The sequence below is a fragment of the Gimesia fumaroli genome (assembly GCF_007754425.1).
GTDB lineage: Bacteria > Planctomycetota > Planctomycetia > Planctomycetales > Planctomycetaceae > Gimesia > Gimesia fumaroli.
This window is the reverse complement of record NZ_CP037452.1, coordinates 4944030-4957955: the sequence shown is the minus strand read 5'-3', so window position 1 is coordinate 4957955 and position 13926 is coordinate 4944030. Positions and strand designations below refer to the sequence as shown.

10 protein-coding genes are annotated in these 13926 nt (G+C 51.0%); 6 read left to right on the top strand and 4 right to left on the bottom strand.

The window, feature by feature from the left end:
- Window positions 1-63: 63 nt before the first annotated feature.
- The 5 genes from Enr17x_RS18760 to Enr17x_RS18740 all read left to right on the top strand — a co-directional run bounded on the left by Enr17x_RS18760 (window position 64) and on the right by Enr17x_RS18740 (window position 5434).
- On the top strand, window positions 64-1314 hold the full coding sequence (locus Enr17x_RS18760) for a beta-ketoacyl-[acyl-carrier-protein] synthase family protein (protein ID WP_145311255.1): 1251 nt from the start codon (window positions 64-66) through the stop codon (window positions 1312-1314).
- A 309-nt stretch (window positions 1315-1623) separates the two neighbouring features.
- Window positions 1624-1887 (top strand): acyl carrier protein, encoded by a 264-nt coding sequence (locus tag Enr17x_RS18755; protein WP_145111109.1) that lies wholly within the window; start codon window positions 1624-1626, stop codon window positions 1885-1887.
- 21 nt (window positions 1888-1908) lie between these two features.
- On the top strand, window positions 1909-3294 hold the full coding sequence (locus Enr17x_RS18750; RefSeq protein WP_145311254.1) for a phytoene desaturase family protein: 1386 nt from the start codon (window positions 1909-1911) through the stop codon (window positions 3292-3294).
- Window positions 3295-3542: 248 nt separating this feature from the next.
- Complete coding sequence (locus Enr17x_RS18745) at window positions 3543-4970, top strand: phytoene desaturase family protein (protein ID WP_145311253.1); 1428 nt, start codon at window positions 3543-3545, stop codon at window positions 4968-4970.
- A gap of 38 nt (window positions 4971-5008) precedes the next feature.
- The gene (locus Enr17x_RS18740; protein WP_145311252.1) at window positions 5009-5434 is read left to right on the top strand and encodes a 3-hydroxyacyl-ACP dehydratase FabZ family protein; all 426 of its coding nucleotides are present in this window, start codon (window positions 5009-5011) and stop codon (window positions 5432-5434) included.
- A gap of 15 nt (window positions 5435-5449) precedes the next feature.
- Here Enr17x_RS18740 and Enr17x_RS18735 read toward each other — a convergent pair whose 3' ends face one another.
- The 4 genes from Enr17x_RS18735 to Enr17x_RS18720 form a co-directional block, all read right to left on the bottom strand.
- Window positions 5450-6736 (bottom strand): outer membrane protein assembly factor BamB family protein, encoded by a 1287-nt coding sequence (locus Enr17x_RS18735; protein WP_145311251.1) that lies wholly within the window; start codon window positions 6734-6736, stop codon window positions 5450-5452.
- Window positions 6737-6911: 175 nt separating this feature from the next.
- Window positions 6912-7412 (bottom strand): FxsA family protein, encoded by a 501-nt coding sequence (locus Enr17x_RS18730; protein ID WP_198000670.1) that lies wholly within the window; start codon window positions 7410-7412, stop codon window positions 6912-6914.
- Window positions 7413-8413: 1001 nt separating this feature from the next.
- A complete protein-coding gene (locus Enr17x_RS18725) occupies window positions 8414-10798 on the bottom strand; it encodes a serine hydrolase (protein WP_145311249.1) in 2385 nt (794 codons plus the stop codon).
- A gap of 430 nt (window positions 10799-11228) precedes the next feature.
- Window positions 11229-11696 (bottom strand): DUF4184 family protein, encoded by a 468-nt coding sequence (locus tag Enr17x_RS18720; RefSeq protein WP_261343521.1) that lies wholly within the window; start codon window positions 11694-11696, stop codon window positions 11229-11231.
- A gap of 219 nt (window positions 11697-11915) precedes the next feature.
- On the opposite strand from Enr17x_RS18720, the gene Enr17x_RS30100 reads away from it, so the two are divergent.
- A complete protein-coding gene (locus Enr17x_RS30100; protein ID WP_232100771.1) occupies window positions 11916-13916 on the top strand; it encodes a GDSL-type esterase/lipase family protein in 2001 nt (666 codons plus the stop codon).
- The last annotated feature ends 10 nt before the right edge of the window (window positions 13917-13926 follow it).

Genomic DNA, 13926 nt, shown 5'->3' with positions numbered 1-13926 from the left:
AACCGGCTGAGTGGCCTATGAATATTCACCGCATTAGTAAATCGATCAGAGTGGTATAAATCCATGCAGGAATCAGTGGACCCTCAAAGCCGCATTGTCATTACTGGAATTGGCTTGACGGCTCCGAATGGAAACAATCTGGAGGAATTTCGGCAAAACCTGCTGGAAGGTCGTTCGGGTGTCGTTGATTATAACATTCGCTATATGGGCGATGTTCTCGCCGGTGTTTGCGATTTCGATGAATTACGCTATCAGAAACGCAAAGAAGTTCGTCGGGGAACACGGGCCGGCTCAATCGCCATTTATTGTGCAAATGAAGCCGTCAATCAATCGAAGCTGGATTGGGAAAATGTCGCCCGCGATCGGGTAGGCGTTTATCTTGGAATTACCGAACATGGAAACGTAGAAACCGAGAATGAAGTCTACGAAATTTCTCAGTTCGACTACGATACCAAAGTCTGGTCGCATCATCACAATCCCCGAACCGTTGCAAATAATTCCGCCGGTGAAGTCACGCTGAATATGGGAATTACCGGTCCGCATCTGACATTGGGAGCGGCTTGTGCAGCAGGGAACGCCGGTTTTATTCAAGGCGTGCAAATGCTCCGGCTGAATGAAGTCGATATCGCATTGTGCGGCGGTGTGTCTGAAAGTATCCATACATTCGGTATTTTTGCCAGCTTCCAGAGTCAGGGCGCACTGGCAACCAACGCAGATCCTGCGAAAGCCTGTCGGCCCTTTGATGTGAATCGCAATGGGATTGTCGTTGCTGAAGGGGGTGCGGTTTGCACGCTGGAACGTCTGCCCGATGCACTGGCACGCGGAGCAACGATTTACGGGGAAATCGTGGGTTACGCCATGAATTCCGATGCCAGCGATTTCGTACTTCCAAATTCGAATCGACAGGCAGAATGTATTCGCCTCGCACTCAAACGCGCCGGATTACAACCGGAAGATATTGATATTGTCAGCAGTCATGCCACCGCGACGACACAGGGAGATATCGAAGAAGCCAAAGCTTTGGCGAGCGTCTTTGCTGATTGCCCTGATCTGGCGATTAACAATACCAAAAGCTTTATCGGGCACGCGATGGGAGCCGCTGGTGCGTTGGAAATGCTGGGGAATCTGCCTGCACTCGAAGATGGCATCGCTCATGCGACTCTGAATCTGGATGAGCTCGATCCGGAATGTCATTTACCACAACTGGTTGCCAACCAGCCACGGCAGATGGATCGGGTCGAATGTATTTTGAATAACTCGTTTGGGATGCTGGGAATTAATTCTGTTCTGATCATCAAAAAATATTCTGCCTGAACAGATTGCTTAACGGAATTCGTTTGAGGAGGAATCGCTGCGCTCAGCATGATTTCCCTCATGAGATATGACGCTTCTGTGTAGATTTTCTGAAAAACTCTGATTTCTCAAGGGTTCAGTCGGTTTAAATCGTTTCGTACGCGCTATAGTATTCCATATAAGGGGCGGGTTTTTATCTCCCGGCTTCTGGCGGGGGTTTTGTTTCTTTGGTATAAGAGGCTTCCCCTCACTAAAATTCGCAGTGAAAGCCGTGAGATTCACTGATCGAAATCGATGTTATAGGATTTTTAGAAAGTTTGGAGTTTCTGCATGGCGCCGGAACAAATCAGATCGGTTATCTTGGATATTTTAGCGCGAATTGCTCCTGATGAGGATCTTTCGGAGCTTGACGATAGTGTTCCTTTTCGTGAACAGATGGAATTAGACAGCATGGATTTTCTGGATATCGTCATGGAGTTGAGAAAACTCTATCGCGTTCAGATTCCAGAAGAAGACTACGGTGAACTGGTAACAATGGACAGCACTGTTACTTATCTCACACCTCTCCTGAAGGATGCGGAAAGCACCGTCTGATTCCCGTAGATTCCCTCCGCCATGAGCTACGATTCAATCATCATTGGTGCCGGTCTCTCCGGCTTGGCTGCGGGAATCCGCCTGGCTTATTACGGAAAGAATGTGTGCATTCTCGAAAGGCACACGACCATTGGTGGTTTGAATTCCTTCTATCGCTTGCGCGGTCGGAATCATGATGTCGGCTTGCATGCGATTACGAACTATTCGCCGCCCGGCGGTAAACGGGGGCCACTCAATAAAATTCTCCGGCAGCTTCGCTTTCAATGGGAAGACTTTGACCTGAGCCCGCAATGCGGCTCCTCTGTCGTTTTTCCCGGTCATACACTCCGATTCAATAATCAGTTCGATTATTTTGAAGCCCAAATCGCAGAGCAGTTTCCTCAGCAGGTTGACGGTTTCCGGCAACTGGTTGCGGAAATCGATACGCACAATATCGGCGACCTGGGGCAGATCAGAATCTCGGCCCGTGAGCGCACGGCCGCTCATATTTCTGATCCACTGCTGATCAATATGTTGCTGTGTCCGCTGATGTTTTACGGTAGCCCAACCGAGCACGATATGGACTTCAATCAGTTCGTGATCATGTTTCGCAGCATCTACCAGGAAGGCTTTGCCCGCCCATATAAAGGCGTGCGACTGATCCTGAAAAATCTGGTTCGCAAGTTCAAATCGCTGGGGGGAGAACTCAAACTCCGTGCCGGCGTCAAGGAGTTGCTTACTGACGGCAATCATGTCTCGGGCGTGATGCTCGATGATGGTTCGATTCTCGAAGGAAAACAGGTGCTTTCCTCAGCCGGTTCCGCAGAGACACTACAGATGTGCGGCGCAGAAGTACCACAAGATGATCGCTTCACCCCCGGCGAAATTTCCTTCGTCGAGACCATCTCTGTACTCGATCAAGAACCAAAATCATTCGGGCACGACGAGACCATCGTGTTCTATAACGATTCGGAAGACTTTTACTACGAACAGTCTAAAGAGCCGTGTGACGTCCGTAGCGGTATTATCTGCTCGCCGAATAATTTTGAATACGATCAACCGCTGGAAGAAGGTTCGATTCGCATTACGGCGCTCGCAAATCCACAATACTGGATGAACCTGTCCGAAGAGAAATACATTGCGGAAAAGAAATACTGGTACGACCAGATTCTGGAATCCTCGATGCGATTCATCCCCGACTTCCGACCGCATGTCATCGACGTCGATACCTTTACGCCGCGAACCATCAAAAAATTCACAGGTCACATCAACGGTTGTGTGTACGGGGCGCCGCAAAAAATTCTGGATGGAACGACGCCATTCAACAATTTATTCTTGTGTGGCACTGATCAGGGGTTTCTTGGAATTATCGGTTCGATGCTCTCCGGAATCAGCATCGCCAACCTGCATCTGCTGAATCCCAAATAGCCGCTCAAAGTGACTTGATTCATGCTGTACTCTTGCATCATCGCTTGGGAAAACGTTCATTTTATTCCGTTGCTGCGTGCTGAATTGTCACACTTTTGTCATAGAAACCTGAATTACTTCGGTTTAGTAGACAAAGTCTCGTAATTTCGATAAACAAGAGAAGAAATGTAATGTCATTAATACAGGATTTGTGAGGTTTCACTGTCCTTTTATCTTCTCTGCTGAACTGTATACGACGCTGAATTATCATGGCCAAAGATTTTCTGAAAGACGCAAAAGACGAATATGATGTCATTGTCATCGGCAGTGGTTTAGCCGGAATGACATCGGCCAACATCCTGGCCCGTCAAGGATATTCCGTACTGCTCCTCGAACATCATTACCAGCTCGGCGGCATGGCCACCTGGTTCAAACGCCAGAACGGTCACATCTTCGATATCTCGCTGCACGGCTTCCCCTATGGAATGCTTAAGAGCTGTCGTAAATACTGGACGCAGGAAATCGCCGACAATATCGTTCCGCTCCGAGGCGTCCGTTTCGAAAATCCGCAGTTCTCGCTCGAAACGACATTTACGCGAGACGACTTTACTCGTCTATTGATCGAGAAGTTTAATATCGAACCGGAGACGGTCAAAAACTTCTTTGACACCGCCCGCAAAATGAACTTCTTCGATGATCAGGGAAAAACCACCCGCGAACTGTTCGAAGAATTCTTTCCCGGTCGCGATGATGTCGTGCGTCTGCTGATGGAACCGATTTCCTACGCCAACGGTTCGACGCTGGAAGACCCCGCGATTACCTATGGCATCGTCTTCTCCAATTTCATGCAGAAAGGCGTCTACACCTTCCGTGGCGGAACGGATCATCTGGTCAAACTCATCAAAGCAGAATTGGAACATAACGGCGTTGACGTTCGCATTCGAACGCAGGTCGAGAAAATCGAAGTCACTCCCGATCGCAGAGTCACCGGTGTGGTTGTTAATGGCAAACGTATCGGCTGTAAAGCCATCATGTCGAACTCCAACATCAAAGGCACAATTCTGAATCTCGTCGGCGAAGAGCACTTCGATCCGGACTTCGTCGAAGAAACCAAGGCCGTGCGGCTCAATAACAGCAGCACGCAGGTTTATATCGCTTTGAAGCCCAACGACGAACTCAATTTCTGTGGCGATCTGCTGTTTCACTCTGAGCATAAAGGCTTTGATATCGAAGCCATGCTCAGTAAAAATGTCAGCAGCCGCACTTTTTCATTCTACTATCCAGAAACACGGCCCGGCAGTAATCGTTCTTTAATTGTTTCGTCCACCAACGCGAACTTCCGCGACTGGGCTGATCTCCCTGAAGAACAGTATGAAGCCGATAAAAATCATCTGATCGAAACGACCCTCGATTGCCTCGAACAGTATGTGCCCAATATTAGGGATCGCGTGGATCATCTGGAAGCCTCGACGCCGCGCACATTCCAGCGCTACACGCAGCATCTGCAAGGTGCTTCGTTTGGTACCAAGTTTGAAGGTCTCAAAGTCAGCAAGGAACTACCCGAACAGATCCAGGGATTGTATCATGCCGGTTCGGTCGGCATCATCATGTCCGGCTGGCTCGGTGCCGTCAATTACGGCGTGATTGTCAGCAATGATGTCGATAAATATCTGACTCCCGCAGCCGCCCGCATCTGATTTCCAATCTCAAACGATAAAAGAAACGGATCAATCTCGTGAATCTGGATGAGATCAAAGCCTGTATTCCGCACCGGGAACCTTTTTTGTGGCTCGATGAAATCGTCGCGCTGGAAGAAAACAGCATCCATGCCCGCAAATTCGTCTCCCCCAATCTGGATCTGTTTCAGGGACATTATCCCGATCATCCGGTATTACCCGGCGTGATTCTGTGTGAAGCTGCCATGCAGGCTGCTGCCGTCTTCATCGCCAAGACCGATGCCCCCGATGCCGGCAAAGTCCCCGTCGCCACGCGCCTGAATAACACCAAGTTTCGCCGTATGGTCAAGCCGGGAGAAACCCTCGACATCCATGTGACGCTCACCGAAAAACTGGGCGGCGCTTACTTCTTTACCGGCAAGATCACTGTTGGTAAAGAAACCGCCGTGCGACTCGAATTCGCCGTCACTACCGCCGACGGTTAATTGTACTTGGCTCACTTACTTCTGCTGTGACGGGGCTTCGATCCGATACAGGAAATGCTCGGTTCGCAGAATGATCGATTTCCCTGCAATCGCCAGCGATGCAACGCAGCCTTCCTCGAGTTTATTAGCGGCCAGTTCCTTGTATTCTTTTCCGGGAACAAACACCCGCGTCACACCTTCCCGATCGGGGGCGTAAATCTTGCCATCTGCAAAAATAGGCGAAGCAGAAAACGAACTGCGGTCCATCCGTTCTTTCCAGATCAGCTTACCGGTCTTTGAATCCAGGCAGGATGCGATGCCTTTATCATCTACCATAAACAGCAGACCGTCGATCAACAGCTGTGAAGGCTTCGAAGGGATTCCCTTCTGTTCGATCCATTTCACGTGTGTTTTCGTTACGTCCCCTTTGCCGTCCGGAGATACTGCATACAGATGCGCTTTTCCAAAGCCGGTGCCGACGTAGATCTTTTCACCATCATACAAGGGGCGATTCGCGGCCGAATGTTGTGGGTAATAAAACTTCCAGTATTCATCCCCCGTTAGCGGATTGTAGGAAACGGTGGCTTTTGCCGCCGGGCTGATTAACTGCACGCGGCCGTCATGTTCGATAATGCGAGGCGTCGCAAACGCTTTCTTGAAATCGCCGTTCTTGGTTCCGTATTCGATGTTACGATCTTTCTTCCAGACTTCCTTGCCCGTTGCCTTATCTAGCGCAACGACGTACTGATAGTCGTAGCCATCAAACTGCAGGATCAATAGATTCTGATAAATGATGGGCGACGAGCCCGCGCCCCGCCAGTGATTGCACGGATAATCGCGGCGGCTCCAGAGGACGTCTCCCGTTTTCGTATCCAGGCAGGCGGTTCCATATGCACCGTAATGCACATAGATCCGACCCTCTTCAATGATCGGCGTGCTGGAGGCGTGCGAGTTGCTCGGGTCAATATACTGAGGCTTCTCGACGTCGAAGATTTTCTTGTCTATCAGAATCTTGCCGGTGTTGAAATCGACACAGACCACACCCAGCTCTTTACCGTCTTTCGTCGATGTTGTCACCCAGACCTGATCTTTCCAGACCACCGGCGAGGACCAGGCCCGACCATGAACGGGGGTTTTCCAGACGATATTCTCTTTCTCGCTCCATTTCACCGGAAGTCCCGTCGCTTTCGAGGACCCATCGGCGTGAGGTCCGCGGAATTGATTCCAATAGGGTTCGTCTGCCGTAGCGAAGGACGCTGTAAAAATCATCGCTGCAAACAAGCAGAACGCGGAGAACAGACTTCGGATTTTGATCGCAGCCATGACGGATTCCTGAGTTGAATAAAACTGAGCGGGAAGGCTATCGGGAATTGATCTAACGGCTCCACGCGCCGCAGAATCAGAGGGTAATAACTAAAGGAAGTTAATTAGCAACGCACATTTCCGTCGCTATTCTGATTATAAGAGCCGGCACCCCTGATGCAATTGTAAAGCCGCTTCAATCTGTTTCTGAAGATTCTTTACGAACGAACTCCACATCGATGATCTCTTCTTCGGGCGTGGACGTAGTCGTCTGTTGAAACTCCTGATAGGTTCCATCGCTGGAGCGAAAACTGGTGTGAGATTGAAATTGCATCATCGCCCGCTGTTTCAGCCATTCCCCCACGCGAAGCTTTAAAACCTCGCGTACCATGGGGATCAGTAAGGCAAAACCGACCATGTCGGTCATGATCCCGGGAGTAATCAGAAACGCTCCGGCGATCAGAATCATCAAGCCATCCAGAAGCACGCCGGTGGGGGGCTGTCCCTGCACCATATGCTGTTGAATTTTCTTCCAGGCCTGCGATCCCTGTTTCCGCGCCAGCCAGGCACCCAGAATCCCCGTCACCACCACCAGGCCGAACGTAACGGTCGGGCTGGTCAGCGAACTGAACCACAGCAGCAGCCACAGCTCGGCGAGCGGAATGATCGTGAATAAAAGAAACAGGCGTAGCAGCACAGTCAGTCACCATCGTGAAAACAGAAAAAGGAACGCTGACTCTCATTCTATACCAAACCGACGTGGCTGAACATCCCCACTCTCGGATTCGCTAGTCACGAATTTGCCAGAATTTCACAGACTTCTTACGCGTATGTAATCGACGAAACAGGTTGATATTCGTGCTCCTTTACAGAATATTAACTGAAAAAAACGATCTAGACAGCAATGCGACGTTCACGAGAATGCGGAGATAACGTCGCGCGCGCGAGCAAAACCACTTTATGCACTGGAAACCGGCACCCCTGAGAATCTGCTCCCCATAAAACTGCCTCGTTTGAGAGCGATTTTTCCCGCGTCGCTCTGACTGGTTCCAGTTGAGCACCTCGCATCAAACGACATCGAAACGCTATCATGGGATATCCCCTGGAGATCATAGAACATGAGAGGTATTTCATAAGTGGTTTGCAGAACAAAAAACGAATTCCCTGTTGACGTCCCCACGCCTCGAGCGATGATAGCAAATATCAAAACAACACAAAGCAGAAACCAAAACCAACAGAAGAAACATATCAGTAACTATCCCATACATCATTCAGTAACCCCCCCCCAATAAAATAAGCGGCACGCTGCCAACTGCCGTTTCCGAACGGGAAACAAAATACAAACCCGCAATCCAGATCCTACCCGATATCCTCCAACATCCCACAGATGAAAATCCCACAACTGAAGTAAAAGCAGGGGAGCAGAAAAGCAGCGAAAAGATAAGTAGGGTGCGGCCCCATGTGTCAGCCCGCCTGATGAGGTTCGAACGGAATTCACTCCAGCTATGGAACCAGATTCACCATTCAAGCGGTACCTCTCTAATCACGTTGACCCCACGGGGAGACACATGGGTCTCCCCCTACTTTTTCAGTTGATCGGGACGTTTTCTTATTCACTGTTGGCAAGCCAACGGTGTCACACATGCGAAGAAACTATTTTGTGTTTTTTCGTGTCTTTCGTGGTATTAAAAATCAGAATCAGCGTGCTTGATCGATCTCTTCAAAGGTCTGGTTGCCGATGCGGTATTGTTTCCAGTCTTTGAAATCGAAGTGCCACCATTCGTATTGGAAGACGGTGAAGCCTGCGGATTCCATCGTTTGCCGCAGTAGCTGGCGGTACCAGCGCTGGCGGGAGGTGCCGCCGGGGTAGAGTGGAAAGGAGCGGGGGGAGAATTCGTCGTAGCCGGCGACCATCTGAATCGGTTCGCCGGTTTCAAGATCGTACAGTGTCAGATCGACGGCGCAGCCGCGGTTGTGTCGTGAGCCGTTGGCGGGGTTGGCGACGAAGTCTTTGAACTCACCCGGCGTCGCGTCCCAGAACATTTTGGTCACATGCCAGGGGCGATAGGCATCGTGGATTAACAGACCGAGACCACGCTCTTTGAGACGGGCGTTCGCACGGACGACCGCTTCGGCTGCAGGGCGCTGCATGAACGCACGCGCCTGTTTGTAGAAGACGGCGCCGGTGAAATTATTCTCGGACGCGTAACGGATATCGAGTTTGATTGTCGGGTCCAGCGTTGTCAGGTCCACCAGTTCCGGCTTCCGATATTGGCCCGGCTCAGGCGGGGGAGACGCGGCGAGTGCTGCAGCGCGGAGATCATCGACCGGTTTGACAGGCGTGATGCGAAACGTCTCGCCATCTTTGGTGCCGACTTCGCGGCGGTCAAACTTTACCTCGGCGGCGACAACTGCGGTGGCGGTGTCATCACTGCCGCGTGTGAATTTCAGACCTTCACCGTGATACAGGCCGTAATCGGGAAACTCAAATGTATTGCGGTCGATTTGCTTCAGTGGGTAGTAATAAAACCATTCGATCAATGCGTACAACCGACCTTCATTTTCCAGAATATACAGCGTATTATGATCCCAGCCGTATTCGCCGATCAGGCCTTTCCAGTCGGCCGGAATTGGCGGCGGTGGTGTGTCTATGGCGCGCTGAAAATTCATCGAGCCAACCTGAAGGACGTCTTTGCCTTCCAGCTTGACTTCGGTACCAAAGCCGATGGCGTCGTCGGTCAAAATGGTGCCGTCATCAGCGGAGGAGCGGAGATCATAGCGAAAAGTGCCGCGATGTAAAAATAAGTTGCCGTTGAGTTCAGTGATACGGGCCAGTTTGTTTTCCTCTTTGTTGCGGTACAGCCCGACCAGTTCTTTTGCGCGTTCTGTGGGAACCGAACCGGTCATGCGATACTCGGGAAGCGTCTTGCCGTCCTGAGTCGCCAGCATCAGACGTAACGCATAATCAGCCAGCCGACCGACGACGCCGTTTGTGCCATCCAGCGACGCGACGGCGGCAACCCCCAGCTTGCGTTCGGGCAGTGCTTCCAGTTGTGTCGAGAATCCGTAGACGGCACCCCCGTGACCGACTTTGGTGAAACCGTCAAAGTCCTGAATATGAAACCCGATCCCAAAACGTTGCGGCTTGCCATCTGCGTCTTTCTGAGGTGTGAGCATCGACTGAAAGGTCTCTCGTTTCAGAATCTGACCGTTTTTGAATTGTCCTTCATTGAACAGACAGGTCAGGAACTTTGCGAGATCGATGACGTTCGAGTACAGATTACCGGCAGGACCTGTGCCCAGAAGAAACGTCGGTGCGACAAAGCGTCGTCCGTCGTTGGTTCTCATCCAGCCGGTCGCAAGATGATCTTTGACGGCGGGCGTTACTGTGAATCCACTGTGTTCCATGTTTAACGGATCGAGAATCTTCTGATGCACCTGACTGGCGTGGGAGACATCCAGCTGTTTTTCCAGGATCGCACCGACAACGGCGACCGCCGCGTTTGAGTATTTTGTTTTGGTGCCGGGCTGGTAGACAAGAGAGGTTTCGTTCAAGCTGGCGACGGTCTCTGCCAGTGATGGTTCCGTTGGATCGAAGTAGTTGCCGACCGGTGATTCACGAACGAGTCCCGAACGGTGTGTCATGAGTTGCAGAACCGAAATTTCGCCGCCAAAGGGGTTGGTCGGTTTGAACTCAGGGAGACAGGATTGTACGTTCGCGTCCAGGTTGAGGTCGCCGGTTTCGACCAGTTGCATGATGGCAATGTCGGTGAAGAGTTTCGAAACCGAACCGACACGGTAAACCGTATTTGCGGTAGCATGGATTTGCCGGTTCTTGTCCTGAAAACCAAATCCGTCTGCCCAGACCATTTTATCGCCATCGACGAGCGAAATGGAGAATGCGGGCAACTGCTTTTGTTCGACCTCATGTCGAATGGCTGATTTCAAACGCGCAATGGCAGGGGAGTAGTCTACTTTTTTTTCATGGGAAGCCTGCGGTGAAAGGTTCGGTTCCTCAGCGCTCACACCGATTACCAGTCCCAGTAAGACAAAAACAACAAGCGATCGGTGGAAGAATTTCATGATTACCTCATTTGGTGTTTATCAGGCAGCGGCACCTTTCGATATGACGGTGCTGTCTCTGGCATCGTAAATCGGTTGAACCGTCGAGTCAAACAGGAAACAGAAAGATCATCCTGATCTTAACTCTTGTTGTAATAAAAACGAACGTTCTTATTCCGTCTTCTATTCTGAAAAGCAGGGTGCGGACCCATGTGTCCGCACGCCCGGTGGTGTTCGATGTGAAATTCACTCTTGGGATGGAACCAGATTTACCATTCAAGTGATACCTCTCTCATTACGTCGATCCCACGGGGAGACACATGGGTCTCTCCCTGCTTTTTCAGTTGACCGGAGCGTTTTCTTACTCACCGTTGGACAAGCCAACGGTGCCACCCCGAGTGAGTTCGTTTTCGTGTCTTTCGTGGTAAAAAAACGAAACAGAATTCGCTCCTTACTCCCGCAGGAGCAGCCAGAAGATCAACCCGAAGAAGCCGATCGCTGCCAGAGTGATATGCAATGCAGGCACGCTGATGATTCCCACCAATGCGTTCCCCTCAGCCAGTGGCCAGAAAGGATTCATTTCCTCGTGCATCAGGCTGTCAAGCAAAATGTGTGATACACCGCCAATGACGCCAGCCAATAATGACTGGCTGAGCAACAGACGTCTCGGTGTTTCTGCCAGACGCTCTCTCCAGCGCGAATCAGCGGGTAGCAAGCGACGAATCATCTGAACGGTGCCGAACATCACAAGGCCAGCAAGCACTCCCATTGCGAGCCCCCCAACATAAGTATGCAAATATCGATGGAGTGGCGGCTCATTTCTGCTGAGGTAATACAACACTTCCAGATCGATCAAAACATTCGCTGCCACGTACGAAGTGAACCAGAAATGACGAGCGCCGAATGCTTTCGCAAATATCCCGGGACAGAAATGAAATGGCGGAAGCGGAATCGGTTGGTCTCCCTGATTTAATGACAGGATTGGTCAGGCCGTAGTGAAATTCAGCAGACAAACGAGTCGAAAGCAGTTACAATACAACCTCAGCTATTCTAACTCTGATCACTTATTTTAAAAGCGCAAACGGAGATTCTTGTGAACGGGCAATTTTTTCTCGGTAACCGACAACGATTTTGGTTTATGTCCCCTGTCATGAAAACCGTTTTACTGCTGGGTGCAATCTTAACTGCCAGCATTCCCATACTGTCAGGAACTGCATCAGCGGGTGAACCAACTGAGTGGAATTACACACCGGAACTCATGCAGCCATTCTGGCAGGGAGAGACCATCGAAGGGGAATCGGTGCTGTTTATTCGAGATCCCCAGACTGGAATTGCGAGCGCGTCGGTCCTGTTTCCGATCGAAGGCGTGCTCAGCGTTCGTAATTCCGCGGGGGACATTTCCTATGACGAAGGCCGGGATTATCAGTGGAAACCGGGAACTCGTGAGATCACTCTCCCGAAGGATTCTCGAATCGTTTCTTATACACTTGCTGACCTGCGTCGTCCTGATAATTCACAACGCCACAAACTGACACACCGCGATGGGAACGGCGAAATCTTTTTCGGCGGTAAACTCGAATATCACAACATGCAGACCTGTATTACCTACAAGCACAAGCCTGTTGACTGGCAGGCGATCGTACCAACGTTCGATGAAAAAGCCTTGCCGCGCACGATTCAAAAACTGCGCAAACACGATACCGTTTCAATCGTGCTGCTGGGAGACAGTATTTCTACTGGCTGTAACGCTTCGGGCTGGGCTGGTGGCGCCCCCTATCAACCCGCGTTTCCCGATCTGTTAAAAGAACATCTGCAGAACCGCTATCAAAACAGAGTTGAAATGGTAAATCCTTCAGTCGGCGGCAAAGATACACGCTGGGCACTGACGCAAGTCGACAAGGTCGTGGAGTCCAATCCCGATCTGGTGATCATCGCCTTTGGCATGAACGATTCGGCGGGCCGTTCTGCAAAAGAATATCAAGCCAATACGAAAGCTCTGATGGAACAGATTCGCAAGAAACGGCCTCAAACCGAATTCATTCTTTTGGCACCGATGCTGGGTAATAAGGACTGGATTCGGCTCAAACATGAGTTGTTCCCTCAATACCGCGATGCGCTGGCAGAACTGTGTCGACCGGGAGTCGTACTGGCAGATATGACATCAATCTGGACCGAGTTTCTCAAACAAAAACAAGACTGGGATCTGACCGGAAACGGCGTCAACCACCCGAACGATTTCGGCCATCGCGTTTACGCACAGGTATTATCAACACTGCTCGTACCGCCACAGGAAAAAACGGAGACTGCTAAGAAGACCAGCCTTCCCCCCAAAGTCGTTTCACTCTGGAACGGGAAAGCCCCGACGGGCAACGATCAGTTCGAGAAGACTGATGTAAAGATCACAGTACATCAGCCTGAAAAAGGCAACGGCGCCGCGATCGTTATCTGTCCGGGCGGCGGTTATCAGCGACTGGTGACCGGCGGTGAAGGGCACCGCATTGCCCAATGGCTGAATCAACACGGGATTACCGGAGTCGTACTGGAATATCGGATGCCAGACGGGCGTTCGTTCGTGCCTCTGATGGATGCCCAACAGGCCATCCGCATGGTCCGCGCGAATGCGAAGCAGTGGAACATCGATCCCCATAAAATCGGCATCATGGGCTTTTCTGCGGGGGGGCATCTCGCATCAACGGCGGCAACACATTTTGACGCCGGCGATCCCCAGGCAGCCGATCCCGTCAAACGCCAGAGCAGCCGCCCCGACTTTGCGATCCTGGTTTACCCCGTAGTCAGCATGGGTACAACGACTCATGGCGGCTCGAAAAAGAATTTGCTGGGAGCAGATCCTTCGCCGGAACTGATCGAATTGTTCTCCAACGAAAAACAGGTTACCGCAAAAACGCCGCCGATTTATCTGGCGCATGCCGTCAATGACAAACCCGTACCCATTGAAAACAGTCGCGCCCTGTATCGCGCATTACAGGCGAAAAGGATCCCGTCCCAGTTGCTGGAACTCCCCTCGGGAGGGCACGGCTTGAATGGCTATAAAGGCCCAATGTGGGATGCCTGGCAGAAGCAGTCAATGGAATGGCTGGCGAAACTGAATTTCATTCCCGCACAGGATGCGAAAAAGTAACCCTGCCTCG

Coding starts and splice junctions, on each gene's coding strand:
- Enr17x_RS18755 (WP_145111109.1), top strand. CDS start 1,624: ATGGCGCCGGAACAAATCAGATCGGTTATCTTGGATATTTTAGCGCGA.
- Enr17x_RS30100 (WP_232100771.1), top strand. CDS start 11,916: ATGTCCCCTGTCATGAAAACCGTTTTACTGCTGGGTGCAATCTTAACT.
- Enr17x_RS18735 (WP_145311251.1), bottom strand. CDS start 6,736: ATGGCTGCGATCAAAATCCGAAGTCTGTTCTCCGCGTTCTGCTTGTTT.
- Enr17x_RS18760 (WP_145311255.1), top strand. CDS start 64: ATGCAGGAATCAGTGGACCCTCAAAGCCGCATTGTCATTACTGGAATT.
- Enr17x_RS18725 (WP_145311249.1), bottom strand. CDS start 10,798: ATGAAATTCTTCCACCGATCGCTTGTTGTTTTTGTCTTACTGGGACTG.
- Enr17x_RS18750 (WP_145311254.1), top strand. CDS start 1,909: ATGAGCTACGATTCAATCATCATTGGTGCCGGTCTCTCCGGCTTGGCT.
- Enr17x_RS18745 (WP_145311253.1), top strand. CDS start 3,543: ATGGCCAAAGATTTTCTGAAAGACGCAAAAGACGAATATGATGTCATT.